Origin of the sequence: Nonomuraea pusilla (assembly GCF_900109355.1) — a bacterium.
Taxonomy (GTDB): Bacteria; Actinomycetota; Actinomycetes; order Streptosporangiales; family Streptosporangiaceae; genus Nonomuraea; species Nonomuraea pusilla.
The window spans coordinates 105,035-121,922 of sequence record NZ_FOBF01000022.1; the positions used below are offsets into that span (position 1 = coordinate 105,035).

At 70.9% G+C, this 16,888-nt stretch carries 13 protein-coding genes; 6 read left to right on the forward strand and 7 right to left on the reverse strand.

Annotated features, from left to right (window positions below; translation table 11 throughout):
* Positions 1 to 9: 9 nt before the first annotated feature.
* Positions 10 to 3,270, reverse strand: coding sequence for a discoidin domain-containing protein (locus tag BMX74_RS34380; RefSeq protein ID WP_055506883.1), 3,261 nt, complete (start codon positions 3,268 to 3,270; stop codon positions 10 to 12).
* A 239-nt stretch (positions 3,271 to 3,509) separates the two neighbouring features.
* On the opposite strand from BMX74_RS34380, the gene BMX74_RS34385 reads away from it, so the two are divergent.
* The 5 genes from BMX74_RS34385 (at position 3,510) to BMX74_RS34405 (ending at position 9,325) form a co-directional block, all read left to right on the forward strand.
* Positions 3,510 to 4,499, forward strand: a complete 990-nt coding sequence (locus BMX74_RS34385; protein WP_055506884.1) for a LacI family DNA-binding transcriptional regulator — start codon at positions 3,510 to 3,512, stop codon at positions 4,497 to 4,499.
* Positions 4,500 to 4,697: 198 nt separating this feature from the next.
* Entirely contained in the window at positions 4,698 to 5,942 is a 1,245-nt protein-coding gene (locus BMX74_RS34390; RefSeq protein ID WP_236715023.1) for an extracellular solute-binding protein, read from the forward strand.
* A gap of 3 nt (positions 5,943 to 5,945) precedes the next feature.
* The gene (locus BMX74_RS34395; protein ID WP_055506885.1) at positions 5,946 to 6,809 is read left to right on the forward strand and encodes a carbohydrate ABC transporter permease; all 864 of its coding nucleotides are present in this window, start codon (positions 5,946 to 5,948) and stop codon (positions 6,807 to 6,809) included.
* Positions 6,806 to 7,741: a carbohydrate ABC transporter permease gene (locus tag BMX74_RS34400; RefSeq protein ID WP_082535431.1), complete on the forward strand. Its 936-nt coding sequence runs from the start codon at positions 6,806 to 6,808 to the stop codon at positions 7,739 to 7,741. The genes BMX74_RS34395 and BMX74_RS34400 overlap by 4 nt, the downstream gene beginning before the upstream one ends.
* Before the next feature lie 3 nt (positions 7,742 to 7,744).
* On the forward strand, positions 7,745 to 9,325 hold the full coding sequence (locus BMX74_RS34405) for a glycoside hydrolase family 13 protein (RefSeq protein ID WP_091104712.1): 1,581 nt from the start codon (positions 7,745 to 7,747) through the stop codon (positions 9,323 to 9,325).
* Positions 9,326 to 9,335: 10 nt separating this feature from the next.
* Here BMX74_RS34405 and BMX74_RS34410 read toward each other — a convergent pair whose 3' ends face one another.
* The 6 genes from BMX74_RS34410 to BMX74_RS34435 are packed head-to-tail and all read right to left on the reverse strand — an operon-like array spanning position 9,336 to position 15,655.
* A complete protein-coding gene (locus tag BMX74_RS34410) occupies positions 9,336 to 10,196 on the reverse strand; it encodes a phosphotransferase (protein WP_091104714.1) in 861 nt (286 codons plus the stop codon).
* Position 10,197: 1 nt separating this feature from the next.
* Positions 10,198 to 11,193, reverse strand: coding sequence for a LacI family DNA-binding transcriptional regulator (locus tag BMX74_RS34415; RefSeq protein WP_055506888.1), 996 nt, complete (start codon positions 11,191 to 11,193; stop codon positions 10,198 to 10,200).
* A 49-nt stretch (positions 11,194 to 11,242) separates the two neighbouring features.
* Positions 11,243 to 12,610, reverse strand: a complete 1,368-nt coding sequence (locus tag BMX74_RS34420) for a GH1 family beta-glucosidase (RefSeq protein ID WP_091104716.1) — start codon at positions 12,608 to 12,610, stop codon at positions 11,243 to 11,245.
* A complete protein-coding gene (locus BMX74_RS34425) occupies positions 12,607 to 13,410 on the reverse strand; it encodes a carbohydrate ABC transporter permease (protein ID WP_055506890.1) in 804 nt (267 codons plus the stop codon). The genes BMX74_RS34420 and BMX74_RS34425 overlap by 4 nt, the downstream gene beginning before the upstream one ends.
* Entirely contained in the window at positions 13,407 to 14,366 is a 960-nt protein-coding gene (locus BMX74_RS34430; RefSeq protein ID WP_082535432.1) for a carbohydrate ABC transporter permease, read from the reverse strand. Before BMX74_RS34430 ends, BMX74_RS34425 begins: the two co-directional genes overlap by 4 nt.
* Entirely contained in the window at positions 14,363 to 15,655 is a 1,293-nt protein-coding gene (locus tag BMX74_RS34435; protein ID WP_091104718.1) for an ABC transporter substrate-binding protein, read from the reverse strand. The genes BMX74_RS34430 and BMX74_RS34435 overlap by 4 nt, the downstream gene beginning before the upstream one ends.
* Positions 15,656 to 15,871: 216 nt before the next feature.
* Between BMX74_RS34435 and fepB the strand changes: the two genes are divergently transcribed.
* The gene (gene fepB, locus BMX74_RS34440; protein WP_091104719.1) at positions 15,872 to 16,882 is read left to right on the forward strand and encodes a Fe2+-enterobactin ABC transporter substrate-binding protein; all 1,011 of its coding nucleotides are present in this window, start codon (positions 15,872 to 15,874) and stop codon (positions 16,880 to 16,882) included.
* Positions 16,883 to 16,888 lie beyond the last annotated feature (6 nt).

Sequence of the window (16,888 nt, forward strand, 5' to 3'; positions counted from 1 at the left end):
CTCAGGGCCTCATGGTTCGACGGTGATCGTGAACGTCGAGGTGGTGTTCCTCACGTCCTGGGCGTTGTCGGAGAGCCTGAGCCCGTTGAACGTCACCCCGCCGACGGCCGGCCCCTGGCCGGGCTCGGGCAGCTCGTTGGCCCAGATCCCGAAGCCGGACCTGGCGTCGTAGGCGTCGCCGCTCCTCCGCGCGCCGCTGATCGACACGTCGGTGAAGACGGTGTCCTCGATCGGGTTGAGCGGCTTCCCCATCGAGTAGCCGGTCTGGAACATGATCCCGTGGTACGTCGGGTCGACGATGTCGAGGTCGCTCACCCTGATGCCCTGGAACTTCTTCGAGGCGGAGAACAGCCACATCGCGGGGAACGTCTGCGCGCCCCAGAAGTGGCCGCCCGCCCTGACCAGCGACACGTTCTCGAAGGTGGTGGGCGGGCTGGCGCCGAAGCCGTTCATGGGGATGCCGAAGTCGAGCGAGCTGATCGTGACACCGGGGTAGACGAGCGTGTCGGCGACGTGGATGTTCCTGAACGTGTTGGCGTAGCCGCCGTAGACGGCCACGCCCGCGGCCCGCCAGGTGAGCAGCGAGGTGAGGTTCTCGAAGACGTTGTCGCGCTGCTCGCCGGCGTTGCTGTCCGTGGCCGAGAACAGCGCGAAGCTGTCGTCGCCCGTCGAGCGGGCCTCGACGTTGGAGACGAGGTTGCCGGTGCTGCCGTTGGTCATGTTGAGCCCGTCGGCGAACGTGTTCCTGATGCGCGCGTTCCTGATCGTCATGTTGTCGGTGTTCGCGCCCCAGTACAGGCAGACCTGGTGCTCCACCCACAGGTTCTCGATGACCATGTTCGCCACGTTGGACAGGTCGAACACCTTGCCGGGGCCGTCGATGCGGGAGGTGTAGTTGCCGAAGACCGCGAAGCCCGTGAACGACGAGCCGTTGGCGGAGGAGTCGGCGCGGAAGCCGATGTCGGTGTTCTGCTGCCCCGACGGCGCGTGGAAGCGGGTGAACCACGGGCCCGCCCCGGCGACCTTGACGGCCTTGCCGTAGACGTTGAGCTTGCCGGACATCTGGTAGTCGCCCGCGGGCAGGTAGACGCCCACGAGGTTGGCGTCCTGGCGGGCCCGGTCGAGCGCGTTCTGCACGTCCTGCTGGCCGAACCCGGCGGGCACGGCGTAGCGGGCGGGGTCGGGGTTCGGGAGCTGCGCGACCTCTTCGAGGTCCACGAAGTCGATCGTGTACGTGGAGGTGTTCGCGGCGTCCTTCTGCAGCCTGATCGTGGCGCCCTTGGGGACGGTGGTGCCGAGCATCAGGTTCGCCTCGTCGTAGATGTGGCGGGGCGGCCCCGACGACGGGGAGTTGTCGGGCCTGTCCTCGGGGCCGTACAGCCAGGCGTGGCGCGAGGTCAGCGGCATGGCCTTCAGCAGGGAGCCGTTGACGTAGACGTTCAGCGTCGAGTCGAGGCCGCCGCCGCCCGGCGCGTCGGGCATGGAGAAGCGCGCGACCAGGGTGTTCGTCGGCGCCTTCGCGGTGAACTCGACGTAGGCGCCGGTCTGGCCGAGCGTCACGGCGCGCCGGCCCGACGCCTCGCCGGCGAGCGTGCCGACGTCCCTGCTCGGGCCGACGCGCTGCGCGCCGCCGCCCGTCACGGCGTCCTCGGCCTCGTACGTGTCGTACGGCATGTGGGCGCCGCGCCCGACGAACAGCGGCCGGGTGCTGGTGTTGTTGGCCCGCTTGGCGGCCACCTCCTGCGGGTCGTCGGCGAGCACGGTCTTGACGGTGTGGCGGCCGTCGGCGGCCGTCCAGGGGCCGAGCGTGACGGGGGCGGCGGTGGCGCCGGGAGCGATCGTCCCTGACACGGAGCCGGTGAGCGTCTTGACGACCGCGCCGGAGGAGTCGGTGACGGTGAGCGTGACACCGTGCGCGCCGGAGGAGGTGGCGATCGTGCCCTGGTTCCTCACCGCGACGGAGAACGTGACGGCGTCGCCCTTGGCGGGGTTGCCGGGGGTCCAGGAGACGGCGGAGGCGACGAGGTCGGCGCTGTCCACGGGCTTGACGGTCAGGGAGGCGGTGGCGGCGTTGTTCGTCTCGTCCCGTTCGGGGACGTCGCCCTGCTCGTCCACCTTGGCGGTGAGCTGGTACGTGCCGGCGTCCCTGGTGCCGATGTCAGCGGAGACGGTGGCGGACGCGCCCGCGGCCAGCGCGCCCACGCTCGCCGTGCCGGCCTTGTCGGTGCCGGCGTAGAAGGTGACGGACGTGGCGGGCGAGGGCAGCGTGCCGGCGTTCCTGACGGTGGCGGTGAGGGTGACGGCGTCGGACTCGGTGGGGGTGGCAGGGGAGTGGGCCAGGGCGGTGACGGTCAGGTCGGGGTTGGCCGACGGGGTGCCGAACACCTGGAACTCGGCCGCCTGCCCGCCGGGCGCGCCCGAGTTGGAGGTGATCCTGAGCTGCACGTCGGCGGCGGTGCCGGTCACGGGGATGGTGACGGCGTTGCCGGTCGCCGGGTCGAACGTGTAGGAGGCGGGCGCGGCCAGCCGGGTGAAGCCCGATGCGTCCTGCGCCCTGCCGAGCACCTCGACGGTCTGGGTGCGGCGGCCCCACGCGGGGTCGGGGTCGAGCCGGACGGCGACGGAGGTGAGGTCGGCGTTCGCGCCCAGCTTCACGGTGAGCGTGTTCGGGTACGCTCCGCCCTCCCAGTACGTCTGCAGGCTGCCGTCGTTGGCGTTGGCGGCGGCGTACGACTGGACGTGGGAGGAGGCGCTGATGGGCTTGCCCGCGGCCAGGTTCGCGCCGCCGTCGCCGCCCTGCCGGGTGCCCCACGCCTCGAACTCCGACAGCTGACCGGCGGGCCAGCCGCTGTTCGCGGTGATCTGCAGGCGTACGTACCGGGCGGTCGCGCCGGTGAGGGTGACGGTCGCGGACGGGGCGAACGTGTACGTCGCGGACGGGACGAGCGTGCCGAACGTGGTCCCGTCGGTGCTGCCGAGCACGGTCAGCGTCTGGGTGCGGCTCGGCCAGCCGGACGGCAGCCTGAGGACGAGCCTGGTGACGGCGGCGGTGGCGCCGAGGTCCACCTGCACCCACTGGGGGAGGGCGTTGTTGACGGACTCCCAGTACGTGGCCTGGTCGCCGTCGGTGACGCGGGCGGCGGTGTAGACGTCCGTGTGGCTGCTCGCGGTGGCGGGCTTGCCCGCGGCGAGGTCGCTCTCGGCCGCCGCGTGGGCGGGCGCGCAGAGCACCCCGACGATCAGGGTGAGGGCGGCTAAGACAGCTCTCATGGGGGATGGCCCTTCGGAGGGGGTCGGTTGCCCGAACCATAGGATGTCGAGCAGATGTCAGCAATAAGGCGACGAGATTTCGCAAAGAATGGACAGGCCGATGTCGTGGAGTGAGCACGCTCTCCGCTGGTCAGCTCGCCGCGGGGGCCTCAAGACGTCCCCGGAGCGCGTGCAAGCCTTGACGTCTGATCCGCGTAAGCGGGTGCAAGCGCTTGCGCTGATGGCCGTATAGTTTGCGCATGACGCGACGACTCGCAGAGGTGGCCAAGAAAGTCGGAGTGAGCGAGGCGACCGTGAGCCGCGTGCTCAACGGCAAGCCGGGGGTGTCGGAGGCCACGCGGGAGGCCGTGCTCACCGCGCTCGACGTCCTCGGCTACGAGCGCCCCACGCAGCTGCGCGGCGACCGCGCCAGGCTGGTCGGGCTCGTGCTCCCCGAGCTGCAGAACCCCATCTTCCCCGCCTTCGCCGAGGTCGTCGGCGGCGCGCTGGCGCAGCAGGGCTTCACCTCGGTGCTGTGCACGCGCACGGTGGGCGGCGTCTCGGAGGCCGACTACGTGGACCTCCTGCTCCAGCAGCAGGTCAGCGGCGTGGTCTTCGCCGGCGGCCTGTACGCCCAGGCCGCCGCCCAGCACGGCCACTACGAGCTGCTGCACGAGCGCAAGCTGCCCACGGTCCTGGTCAACGCCGCCGTGGACCACCTCGACTTCCCCCAGGTGTCGTGCGACGACGCGGTGGCCGCCGAGATCGCGCTGGCCCACCTGCGCGCCCTCGGGCACGAGCGCGTCGGCATGGTGCTGGGGCCGAAGGACCACGTGCCCTCGCGCCGCAAGCTGGAGCGCTTCCAGGCCGACGGGGGCGACCCCGAGCTGGTCGAGCACACCATGTTCTCGCTGGAGGGCGGGCACGCGGCCGCCGCGCGGCTGGTCAGGCGGGGCGTCACCGGCGTCGTCTGCGCCAGCGACCTGCTCGCGCTCGGCGCGGTGCGCGCGGCCCGCCGCGCCGGGCTGTCCGTGCCGGGCGACGTGTCGGTCATCGGCTTCGACGACTCGGCGCTGATGAACTGCACCGAGCCGCCGCTGACGACGGTCCGCCAGCCGATCGACGCGATGGGCAGGGCCGCCGTGGACCTCCTGGTGGCCCAGATCGACAAGGCGGTGGTGCCGGCGGACGAGCTGCTGTTCGAGCCGGAGCTGGTGGTGAGGGCGTCCACGGCGAGGGCGAGGGCGTAACGTAGTCGTTATCTTGCAACTTTTCGTCGAAATCTTGCGCGGTTCGGTCCGCGATCCTATGGTGTGGGCACCTCGCATCAGAAGGGTCACACCATGCAGAGATCCACCGGACTCCTGCTCGCAACCGCGCTCTGCCTCTCCGCCGCGGCCTGCGGTTCGAGCGAGTCCCCCTCCTCGACGGCCGGAGGAGCCCCCTCCGTGACCATCACGGTGGCCTGCCAGCCCGCCAAGTCCGCGCCGAAGGAGCGGCAGGCCTGGGACGACGACGTCGCCGCGTTCATGAAGGCCCACCCCGGCGTGACGGTCAAGAGCACCGACCAGCAGCCCTGCTTCGACCCCAAGACCTTCGGGCCCAAACTCGCCGGCGGCCAGATGGAGACCGTCTTCGTGGTGCCCGTGACGAACTACGACGACGTCATCTCCCAGGGCCAGGCACTCGACGTGAGCCAGTACACCAGCCTGATCAAGAACTGGAACGACCTGCGGCCCGACGTTCGCGAGCTGGTCACGAGGGACGGCAAGGTCTACGGCGTCCCCAACGTCCACTACAGCGTGGGCCTGGTCTACAACCGCAAGCTGTTCACCCAGGCCGGGCTCGACCCCGACGCCCCGCCCACCACCTGGGCGGAGGTGCGCGAAGCCGCCAAGAAGATCGCCGGGCTCGGCCCCGGCCACGTCGGCTACGGCGAGTACTCCGGCGGCAACACCGGCGGCTGGCACTTCACCCAGGCGATCTACGGCCGGGGCGGCGCCGTCCTCACCGACGACGGCAAGAAGGCCGCGTTCAACTCGCCCGAGGGCAAGGCCGTGCTGCAGAACCTGCACGACATGCGCTGGGTGGACAACAGCATGGGCAACAAGCTCCTCGTCGGCTGGGAGTCGCTCATGATGGCCATGGGCAGTGGCAAGGTCGGCATGATGCTGGGCGCGCCCGACGTCGTCACCGACGTCGTCAACAAGTTCAAGGGCAACGTCTCCGACTACGGCATCACCGGCTTCCCCGAGGCCAAGGCGTCGCTCAGCGGCGGCGAGGCGTTCATGATCAACCCGAAGGCCACGCCCGAGCAGGCCAAGGCCGGGATGGAGTGGCTCGACTTCCGCTACAACACCGTCGGCAAGGGCCGCTTCGACTTCGCCCGCGGCAAGACCCTCGGCAACCCCGTCGGCGTGCCCGACAACGACGTCTACGGCGACTCGCCCACCGGCAAGGCGATCCAGGCGGACCGGGAGAAGAACGCCACCCTGCCCGTCGCCAACTACGGGCCGTACGTGCGGGCCGCCGCGACGATCGCGCCGAAGGCCGAGCCGAAGCACGCCCAGGAGCTGTACGCCATCCTCGACGTGGCCATGTCCGGCGTGCTCAGCAGGCAGGACGCGAACATCGACGAGCTGCTGGGCGACGCGCAGACCAAGGCCGACGCCATGCTGGCGGCCAAGGGCTGACGCATGGGAATCGTGAGGCGCAACCTGACGGCCTACGGGTTCCTCTGCGCGGCGCTGTTCTGCTTCACGGTGTTCGCCTGGTATCCGATGGTCAGGGAGTTCATCCTGAGCTTCCAGAAGACCGACCTGATCAACCCGCCCGACTGGGTGGGGCTGGACAACTTCAAGGCCGCCGTGCGGGACCCGGCGTTCGGCGAGGCCTGGCTGAACACCGTGGAGTTCACGCTGCTCGCGCTGCTGTGCGGGTACGCCGTCCCGTTCGTCGTCGCGCTCGTGCTCAACGAGCTGCGCCACGCCCGGGCCTACCTCAGGTTCGTCGTGTACCTGCCGGTCATGCTGCCGCCGATCGTCGCGGTGCTGCTGTTCCGGTGGTTCTTCGACCCGGGGCCCGGGCTGTTCAACCAGGTGCTCGGCTTCCTGAACCTGCCGCCGCTGGCCTGGCTCGACTCCTCCAGCACCGCGCTCATCTCCCTCGTCATCGTCTCGACCTGGATGAACATGGGCAGCGCCACCCTCATCTACCTGGCGGCGCTGCAGAACATCCCGCCCGAGCTGTACGAGGCGGCCGAGCTCGACGGCGCCGGCATCATGCGGCGGATCAGGCACGTCACCATCCCGCAGACCCGGCTGATCCTGCTGCTCATGCTGATGCTGCAGATCGTGGCCACCATGCAGGTGTTCATCGAGCCGTACATGCTGACCGGCGGCGGGCCGGAGAACGCGACCGTCAGCGTGGCGTACCTGATGTACCAGTTCGCCTTCTCGCAGATGAACTACGGCCAGGCGGGCGCGCTCGGCATGATGCTCATGATCGTGCTGCTCGTCTTCGCCGCCTTCCAGCTCCGCACCACCAGGGAGGACGCGTGATCTCGCTCGGGGCGCGGGCCGCGGCGGGACGGCGGCGGCGGGCGGGCCGGCGCGCGTCCAGGCCCATCGAGGTGCAGTTCAGGACGATCGTCTCGCCGCACCAGCTCAACAGCAAGTGGGGCAGGCGCGTCTACTGGGCGGTCCTCGTCGCCGTGGTCGTCACGTTCACGCTGGCGTTCGTCTTCCCGCTGTACTGGATGGTCACCGGGGCGATGAAGTCGGGCGAGGAGATCGCCCAGATGCCGCCGACCCTGTTCCCCGCCGACCCGTCGCTCGACGCGTTCGGCGAGGCGTGGGACCTGTTCGACATCGGCACCCTGCTGAAGAACACCCTCTTCTACGCGCTCGGCGGCTGGCTGTTCTCCATGGCCGTGGACGTCGCCGCCGCGTACGCGCTGTCGAAGCTCAGGCCGGTGTTCGGCAACGTCGTCCTCGGCGCGATGCTGGCGACGCTGATGATCCCGCCGATGGTCATCCTGATCCCGCTGTACGTGACCATCGTGGACCTGAACCTCCTCAACAACCCGTGGGGGCTGTGGTTCCCCGCGGCGGCCAACGGCTTCAACATCTTCCTGCTCAAACGCTTCTTCGACTCGATCCCGAGGGAGCTCATCGAGGCGGCGCAGATCGACGGGGCGGGGCCGCTGCGCGTCCTGTGGTCCGTCGTGCTGCCGGTCTCACGGCCGATCCTCGGCGTGGTGTCGATCTTCACGATCGTGACCGCGTTCAAAGACTTCGTGCTGCCGCTGCTCGTCATGACCGACAGCGACCGTATGACGATCAGCGTCGGCCTGTCGCAGACGGCAGGGGCCGTCACCCAGAACCAGATCATGGCCGGGCTGGTCATCACCGGCATCCCCATGATCATCGTCTTCTTCGTCTTCCAACGACACATCATGGCGGGGCTCACCGCCGGGAGCATCAAGGGATAGCGCATGTCGCAAACGTGGTGGCGGGGGGCCGCGATCTACCAGGTCTACCTGCGTAGTTTCGCCGACGGCAACGGCGACGGCATCGGCGATCTCGCCGGGCTGCGCTCCCGCCTGACCTACCTGAAGGACCTCGGGGTCGACGCGATCTGGCTCAATCCGTGGTATCCGTCGCCCATGGCCGACGGCGGCTACGACGTGGCCGACTACCGCGACATCGAGCCGGTCTTCGGCACCCTGGAGGAGGCGGAGGCGTTCATCGCCGAGGCCCACGCACTGGACATCAAGGTCATCATCGACGTGGTGCCGAACCACAGCTCCACCGAGAGCGCGTGGTTCAAGGAGGCGCTGGCCGACCGGCGGGCCAGGGACCGCTTCTGGTTCCGCGACGAGCCGGACAACGACTGGCGGTCCATCTTCGGCGGGCCCGCCTGGACGCAGGTGGCCGACGGCCAGTGGTACCTGCACCTGTTCGCCCCGGAGCAGCCCGACTTCAACTGGGACAACCCGGAGGTCCACCGGGAGTTCGAGGACGTCCTGAGGTTCTGGTTCGACCGGGGCGTGGACGGCTTCCGCATCGACTCGGCCGCGCTGCTGTTCAAGTCGGCCGACGGCTACGAGGACCTCGACGGCGTCCACGACGTCTACCGGCGCTGGCGGGAGGTGGCCGACGAGTACGGCGGCCGCGTCCTCATCGGCGAGGTCTGGCTGCCCGACCAGGAGCGCTTCGCCCGCTACCTGCGCCCGGACGAGCTGCACACGGCGTTCAACTTCGACTTCCTGTCGTGCCCGTGGGAGCCCGCCGCGCTGCGCCGCGTCATCGACCTGACGCTGGCCACGCACACCCCGATCGGCGCGCCGCCGACCTGGGTGCTGTCGAACCACGACGTCACCAGGCCCGTCACCCGGTACGGGCGCGCCGACACGGCGTTCGAGCACGGCGGCAGGCTGCACGGCACGCCGTCGGACCTGGAGCTCGGCTACCGCCGGGCGCGCGCGGCCGCCCTGCTCGCCATGGCGCTGCCCGGCTCCGTGTACGTCTACCAGGGCGAGGAGCTGGGCCTGCCCGAGGTGGAGGACCTGCCCGACGAGGTGCGCCAGGACCCGATGTACGCCAGGTCGGGCGGGACGAACCCGGGCAGGGACGGCTGCCGGGTGCCGCTGCCCTGGTCGGGGGACGGGCCGCCGTTCGGCTTCGGCCCCGGCCCCGTCCCCGGGACGGGCCCTGGGACGGGCGCGGAGGCAGGGGCAAGCCCGGCCGCGCCGTGGCTGCCGCAGCCGGAGAGCTGGCGCAAGCTGACCGCCGAGGCGCAGGCCGGCGACCTCGGCTCGATGCTGAACCTCTACCGTTCCGGCCTGGCCCTGCGCCGCGACCTGCTCGGCGATGGCACCCTCACCTGGCTGCCGTCGGCGGCGGACGTCCTCGCGTTCACCCGTGACTCGGGCCTGGCCTGCGTCGCCAATCTGGGCAGGACGCCGGTGCCGCTGCCGCCCGGCCAGGTGGTGCTGTCGAGCGGCCCGCTCGACGAGGGGGAGCTGCCCCCCGACACCACCGCCTGGGTGCTGCCGCCCGGAAGCGGGGCCTGAGCGGGGCGGGTCAGCCGCGGGCGCGCAGCCAGCCGCGCAGCGCGTCCTCGGCGGCCGGACGGCCGTCGGGGAAGCGCCGCGCCCTGGCCAGCATCCAGATCACACCCTGCACGGCCCGCGCCGCCAGGCAGTCGCGCAGCTCGGGGCTCGCGGGGTCGGCGCCGTACGCGCGCACGGCCGCCGCGCCGTCGATGCGGCCGCTGCGCAGCAGGCACGCGAGGTCCCAGCCGGGCGGGGCGGACATGCTCTCCTCGAAGTCGTTCCAGAGCAGCCCGCCCTCGGCGGCGATGAGGTTGCCGGCGTGGGCGTCGCCGTGGACCGGCACCGCAGGCCGTGCCCGCAGCCGCGCGCCCGACTCCGCCAGGCCCTCCCTGAGCCGGTCGAGCACGCCGGGGGTGAGGTCGTCGGTGAGCAGTCTCAGCAGGTGCGCGGGCTCGTCCAGCGCGGCGCCGAGGTGCGGCAGCTCCCCGGGGAAGCCGCGCAGCGCCTCGTGCAGCGCCGCCAGGGCCCGCCCGGCCGCCTCCGGCGTCACCTCCTGCGGCGGGCCGGGCTCCGCGTACTCCCAGAAGGACACGGCGAACCCGTCGCGCAGGTGCGGGCCGGGAGGCAGCAGCGCGCTCGGCGGCACGACCGGCGTCCCCTGCCGGTGCAGGTACGACACGACCTCGAGCTCGCGCCGCAGCGCCTCCTCCGGGTCGGGGCGGCCGAGCGCGGTGACGGTCGGAATCCGCGCCACGACCGGCGCGGGCCGTAGGTGGACGCGCACGTTGTAGGAGTCCTTCAGCACCACGGGCTCGCGCGCCCGCAGGCCGTGCTCCTCCGCGAGGGCGACCGCCGCGCCGACGGCCGCCGCCGTGCTCGTGTCCCGCATGTCAGGCGGACTCCCGGACGACGAGTTCGGTGGGCAGGATGACCGGGGCCGAGGGGCCGCCCTCGGACAGGCCGAGGAGGAGCCGGACCATGGCCGCCGCCTGCTCGGCCACCGGGTGGCGCAGCGTGGTGAGCGGCGGCTCGGTGTACTTGGCCGCCTCGATGTCGTCGAAGCCGACCACCGCCACGTCGTCGGGGACGCGCCGCCCGGCCTGGCGCAGCGACTGCAGCGCGCCCACCGCCATCAGGTCGTTGGCCACGAACACCGCGTCGAGCCCCGGGTCGTCGCGCAGGAGCTGGCGCATCGCGACCGCGCCCGACTCGCGGGTGAAGTCGCCGACGGCGACGATCGAGCGCCGGTCGGAGTCGCGCAGCACCGTGCGGTAGCCCGTCAGGCGGTCCTGGCCGGCGATCATGTCCTGCGGGCCGGCGATGGTGGCGATCCTGCGCCGCCCCGACGCGACCAGGTGCCGCACGCCCGCCTCGGCCCCGCCCACGTTGTCGTTGTCGACGTACGGGATGTCCACCGGCACCGCCGGGCGGCCGTACGAGACGACGGGGACCCGCAGCCGCGACAGCGCGGACGGCAGCGGGTCGGCGCCGTGCATGGAGATGAGCATGACGCCGTCGACGTGCCCGCCCGCGATGTAGCGCTCCACGCGGGCGTGGCTCGTCGGCGACGACGCCAGCATGAGCACGACCTGCTTGTTCACCGCGTCCAGCTCCATCGAGGCCGACCGGATGGCGGTGGAGAACATCGGGTCCTCGGAGAAGACCCGGGTGCCGGGCTCGCTGACCACCAGCGCGATCGAGTCGGTGCGCTGCGTCACCAGCGAGCGCGCCGCCGGGTTGGGCAGGTAGCCCAGCTCGTCGACGGCGCGCAGCACCGCGTCGCGGATGTGCGGCGCCACCGTCGTCTGCCCGTTCACCACCCGGGACGCGGTGGCGCGCGACACGCCCGCCCGGGCGGCCACGGCCTCCAGCGTGGGACGTCTCATGACAGCACCGGTCTCATGACAGCACCATGGGGGACAGCACGGTGAGAATCTACAGGCCGTTCCTGCGGATCACGTCCCGGTACCAGAGCGCGCTGTCCTTCGGCACCCTGGCCTGCGTGGCGTAGTCCACGTGGACGATGCCGAACCTGCGCCGGTAGCCCTCCGCCCACTCGAAGTTGTCCAGCAGCGACCAGACGAGGTACCCGCGCAGGTCGGCCCCCGCCTCGACCGCGCGGCACGCCTCCCGCAGGTGGCCCTCCAGGTAGGAGACGCGGTCGTCGTCGTGGACGTGGCCGTCCTCGACGACGTCGTCGAACGCGGCGCCGTTCTCCGTCACCATGAGGGGCAGCCGGTAGTCCTCCGACAGCCGGAGCAGCAGCCGCGACAGGCCGTCGGGGACGATCGGCCAGCCCATCGCGGTGGTGGGCGCGTCGGCGGCGCGGAACCTGACGTCCTCGGAGCCCGGCCAGGCGGCGTCGGCGGGCTCGCCCGGTCCCGCCTCGACGACGCACGGGTTGTAGTAGTTGACCCCGATCAGGTCGATCGGCGCGTTGATCAGTTCGAGGTCGCCGTCCAGGATGTGGGCGGCGCCGCCGTTGCGCTCCGCCGCCTCCAGCACCTCCTCCGGGTACGTCCCGTGCACGGCCGGGTCGAGGAACTGCCTCGTGAGCAGCGCGTCGACGCGGTGCGCGGCGGCGGCGTCGGCCGCGCCGGGCACCGCCGACGGGTCGTTGACCTGGGCCGGGGTGAGCACGGGCGCCGAGTTGACCACGAGCATGAGGCTCTCGGCGCCCGCGTCGCGCAGCCGCCTGGCCGCCAGGCCGTGGCCGAGCAGCAGGTGGTGCGCGGCGCGCAGGGCGGCGGCCGGGTCGCGGCGGCCCGGCGCGTGCACGCCGCTGCCGTACCCCAGGTACGCGGCCACCCACGGCTCGTTGAGCGTCGCCCAGTCGCGGACGCGGTCACCGAGCGCCGCGTGGACGGCCTCGGCGTACTCGGCGAACCGGTACGCGGTGTCCCGCTCGGCCCAGCCGCCCGCGTCCTCCAGCGCCTGGGGCAGGTCCCAGTGGTAGAGCGTGACGTACGGCGTGATGCCGGCCGCCAGCAGCTCGTCCACGAGCCTGTCGTAGAAGGCGAGGCCGCGCGGGTTGACCGGGCCCGAGCCGTCGGGCTGGACCCGGGGCCAGGAGATCGAGAACCGGTAGGCCCCGAGCTCCAGCTCGCGCATCAGCCGCACGTCGTCGTGGTACCGGTGGTAGTGGTCGCAGGCCACGTCCCCCGTGTCGCCGCCCGCGACCTTGCCCGCCGTGTGGGAGAAGGTGTCCCAGATCGACTGGCCGCGCCCGTCCTCCTTGACCGCCCCCTCGATCTGGTACGAAGCCGTGGCGGCACCCCAGACGAAGTTCTCCGGGAAGATCATCCCTTGACCGCTCCTTGCATGATTCCACCGATGATGTGCTTGCCGAACAGGGCGAAGACGGCCACCAGCGGCAGCGTCCCCACCGCCGTCCCGGCCAGCCCGAGCACGTAGTCGTTGACGTATCCGCTGGCCAGCGAGGACAGCGCCACCTGCACGGTGGGGTTGTCCGGGTTGAGCACGACCAGCGGCCAGAAGTAGTCGTTCCAGGCCGACATGAAGGTGAGCATCCCGAGCACGGCCGCGGCCGGCCGCGCGGCGGGCGCCACGACGTGCCAGAACAGGCCCCACGTCGTGCACCCGTCCACCCGCCCGGCCTCCAGCAGCTCCGTCGGGAGCGCCCGCGAGAGGTACTGCGTCATGAAGAACACGCCGAACGCGTTCACCAGGGCGGGCACGATCAGCGCGTACGTCGTGCCGGTCCACTCCAGCTTCACCATGAGCAGGTAGAGCGGGATGATGCCGAGCTGGGCCGGCACCATCATGGTGGCGACCGTGAGCACCAGCAGCGCGTTCCTGCCCTTGAAACGCAGCTTGGCGAAGGCGAACCCGGCCAGCGTCGAGAAGAACATCACCGCCACCGCGATCGACCCGGCGACGACGAGCGAGTTCAGCAGCGCCAGGCCGAACGGCACGGTGTCGAACACGCGTGAGACGTTGGCGAGGAAGTTGCCTCCGGGCAGCAGCGGCGGCGGCACCTCCGCCAGCGCGGAGTTGTGCCTGGAGGCGACCACCACGCTGTAGTACAGCGGGAACGCCGAGAAGAAGGCGACGGCGGTCAGCGTCAGGTAGCGCAGTCTCACAGCACGCCCCCCTTCACCCTGCGGGTGATCAGGAAGTTGATCCCCGCCACGACGACCACGGCCAGGAACATCAGCCAGGAGGCGGCCGAGGCGTACCCGAAGTCGAACTTGGTGAAGCCCTGCTCGTACACGAAGAGGGCGAGGGTCTGGTACTGGCGGTCGGGGCCGCCGCTGGCCGCTCCGCCGCCCGCGCCGCTGCTCGCGCCGAACAGCAGCGGCTCGGCGATGATCTGCATGGCGCCGATCGTGGAGACGATGACGACGAAGATGATCGTCGGGCGGATCATCGGGATCGTGATGCGGCGGAGCTGGGTGAGGGTGCTCGCGCCGTCGAGGGTGGCGGCCTCGTACAGCTCGCGCGGCACCGCCTGCATGGCGGCGAGGAAGATCAGGGCGTTGTAGCCGGTCCAGCGCCACATGATCATCACGGAGAGCGCGACGTGGGAGCTCGCGGTGCCGGCCGCCCAGTCGACGGCGCCCGCGCCGAACCACGACAGCACCCAGTTGATCAGGCCGTAGTCGCGGCCGAAGAGCTGGCTGAAGATCACCACCACGGCCACCACGCTCGTGACGTTCGGCAGCAGCAGCGAGACGCGGAACAGCGTCTGGAAGCGCAGGCGCCGGTTCAGCAGGTGCGCCAGCCAGATGGCCAGCACGAGCTGCGGCACGGTGGACAGCACGCCGATGGACAGCGTGTTGAACGTGGCGTTCCAGAAGTACGGGTCGGTCAGCAGGGTGCGGAAGTTCTCCGCGCCGACGAACGTGTGCTCGTCGGACAGCAGCGTCCACTCGTGCAGGCTCACCCACGCCGTGTACGCGAGGGGGAACAGCCCGAAGGCGCAGAACAGCAGGAAGAAGGGGGCGACGTAGGCGTACGGAGACACCTTCGTGTCGAGGGTGTGCCGCAGGCCGCGCCGCCCGCGCCGCCCCGGCACCGACAGCGGCAGGGCGCTCATTTGATCTTCTTGAGGTCCTCGAGCACCTGGGCCCAGGCCTGGTCGGGGGTCTGCTTGCCCTGCTCGACCCGGCCGAGGCCGTCGCCGATCACCACGCGGACGTCGCCCTCGCGCGGGCCGAGGTGCTGCGGCTTGAGCGACCTGGCGGCCTCGGAGTAGATCTTGCCGATGGGGGCGTCGCCGAAGAACGGCTTGGTGAAGTTCTGGATCGACGGGTCGTCGTAGAGCGACGGGATCGACGGGAACGTCCCCTCCTCCTTGAAGACCTTGGCCTGGTTCTCCTTGGAGGTCAGGAAGTTCACCAGCTCGGCGGCCTCCTTGGGGTGCTTGCTCTGCTTGGGCACCAGCAGGTGGGAGCCCCCGCTGTTGCCCGACCCGCCGGGGACGGTCGCGATGTCCCACTTGCCGGAGGCGTCCTTGGCCTGTTCCTGGATGTAGCCGGTCATCCAGGCCGGGCAGATGACCGTGGCGAACGAGCCCTTGGCGAAGCCGGTGTTCCACGGCGGCGAGAAGGCGGCCAGCTTGGCGCTCAGGCCCTCCAGCGTGATCTGGTTCGACAGGTCCCACGCCTTCTTCACGTCGGGGTTCGTGCCGGCGATGACGGTGTCCTGGGCGTCGTACAGGCCGACGGGGGCCTGGTTGACGATGGCGCGGAAGATCTCGCCGGGGGAGTCCACGAACTTGGCGCCCGGCACGTCGGCCGCCGCGAACTTCTTACCGGTCTCGATGTACTTCTCCCAGGTGGGCCAGAGCGCGGCCACCTCGTCCCTGGCGCTGGGCAGCCCCGCCTTCTCGAACAGGTCCTTGCGGTAGCACATGGCCAGGCCGCCGACGTCGGTGCCGAGGCCGAGCACCTGCTGCCCGTCCTTGCTGAGGCCCTGCTGCCACTTCCAGTCGAGGTACTCGCCCTGGCGCTTGTCGAGCCCGTACTGCTTGAGGTCGACGAACTTGCCGGGCTGCGCCGTGAACGTGCTGATGTAGCCGACCTCGACCGCCTCGACGTCCCCCGCGCCGGCGTTCGTGGCGAGCCGCTTCACCAGGTTGTTGTGGTGGTCGTTGAACTGCGTGACGTTCTCGACGATCTCGATGTTCGGGTGGGTCTTCTTGTATTCCTCGTAGAGCGGCTTGAAGCCGAAGTCGCCGAACAGGCCGATCGTCAGCTTGATCTTCTCTCCTGGCTGCGCGCTCGTCCCTGACCCGGTGCCGCCGCCGCCTCCGCACGCTGTCGCGAGGGCGAGGAGGGACGCGGTGAGCAAGGGGACGGCGAACCGCCGGACGCGAGGGGTCATGGAAACCCTCCTGGGTCGGAGCTTGGGGGATGGGTGAGAGAGCGCTCTCTCACGAGAGTCGTGGTGCTCACACCGCTGTGTCAACGGAAGTTGGATAACGAATCATGCACCCGAGAGAGCGCGCTCTCACGCCGCTCCGCATGCCGTGGACCGGCCGGGGCAAGTAAGTTAGGCTTACCTAAGTTAACTTAGGCTTGCCTTACTCTTGGAGTCGATGTGGCATCCTCCATCCGCGCCGTCCTCGCCGCGCCCGCCGTCCTCGCCGTCGTCATCGGGCTCGCCGCCTGCGGCCCGTCCGGAGCGCCCGCGGCCGGTGAGGCCTCCGGCGGCTCACCCGGGAACCCCGCCGGCGAGGTGCGCGCCGTCCGGCACGACGCGGGCACGACCGACGTCCCCGCCGCGCCCCGGCGCGTGGTCTCCGTGAGCGTGACCATGACCGGCCACCTCCTCGCTCTGGGCGCCCCCGTCGTCGCCTCCCAGGCCACCGCGCCCGGCCCCCTGACCGACGGCAACGGCTTCTTCAAGCAGTGGGCCGGCGTCGCCGCCCAGCGGGGGGTCCAGGTGCTCTACCAGGGCTTCGAACCCGACCTGGAGAAGGTCGTCGCGGCGAAGCCGGATCTGATCGTCGGCGCGGCGACCGGCGCCGACGGCGCACTCAAGGTCTACGACCGGCTCAAGGCCATCGCCCCGACCGTGCTCTTCCGCCACGACAACCTCACCTGGCAGGAGCTGACCACCCGGCTCGGCGCTGCCCTCGGCCTGGAGTCCGGCGCCGCCAAGGTGATCGCCGGCTACGACGCGCGGGTGGCCGAGGTCAAGGCCGCGATCAGGAAGCCCGGTCAGGACGCGGTCGTGCTGCGCGACAACCCCACCGACATCCCCGTCTTCACGCAGGCGTCGGCGCAGGGCGCCCTGCTCGCCTCGCTCGGGTTCACCGTCCACCCGATCGACCCGTCGCTGGCCGCGCGGTCGAACACGGAGGGCGGCGCGCGCGAGGACATCGTGAACGTCGCCCAGGAGAACGTGGTCAAGGCGTTCGGAGACAGCTCGCTGTTCTTCGTCGGCCACAGCCCCGAGCAGATCGCCGCGACCCGGGCCAAGCCGCTGTGGAAGGACCTGCCCGCCGTCACCGGCGGGCGCGTCCACGACCTGGGCCTCGACGCCTTCCGCATCGACTACTTCAGCGCCTCGAACGTCCTCGACCGGATCAGGCGGGAGTTCTCCTGAGCTTCC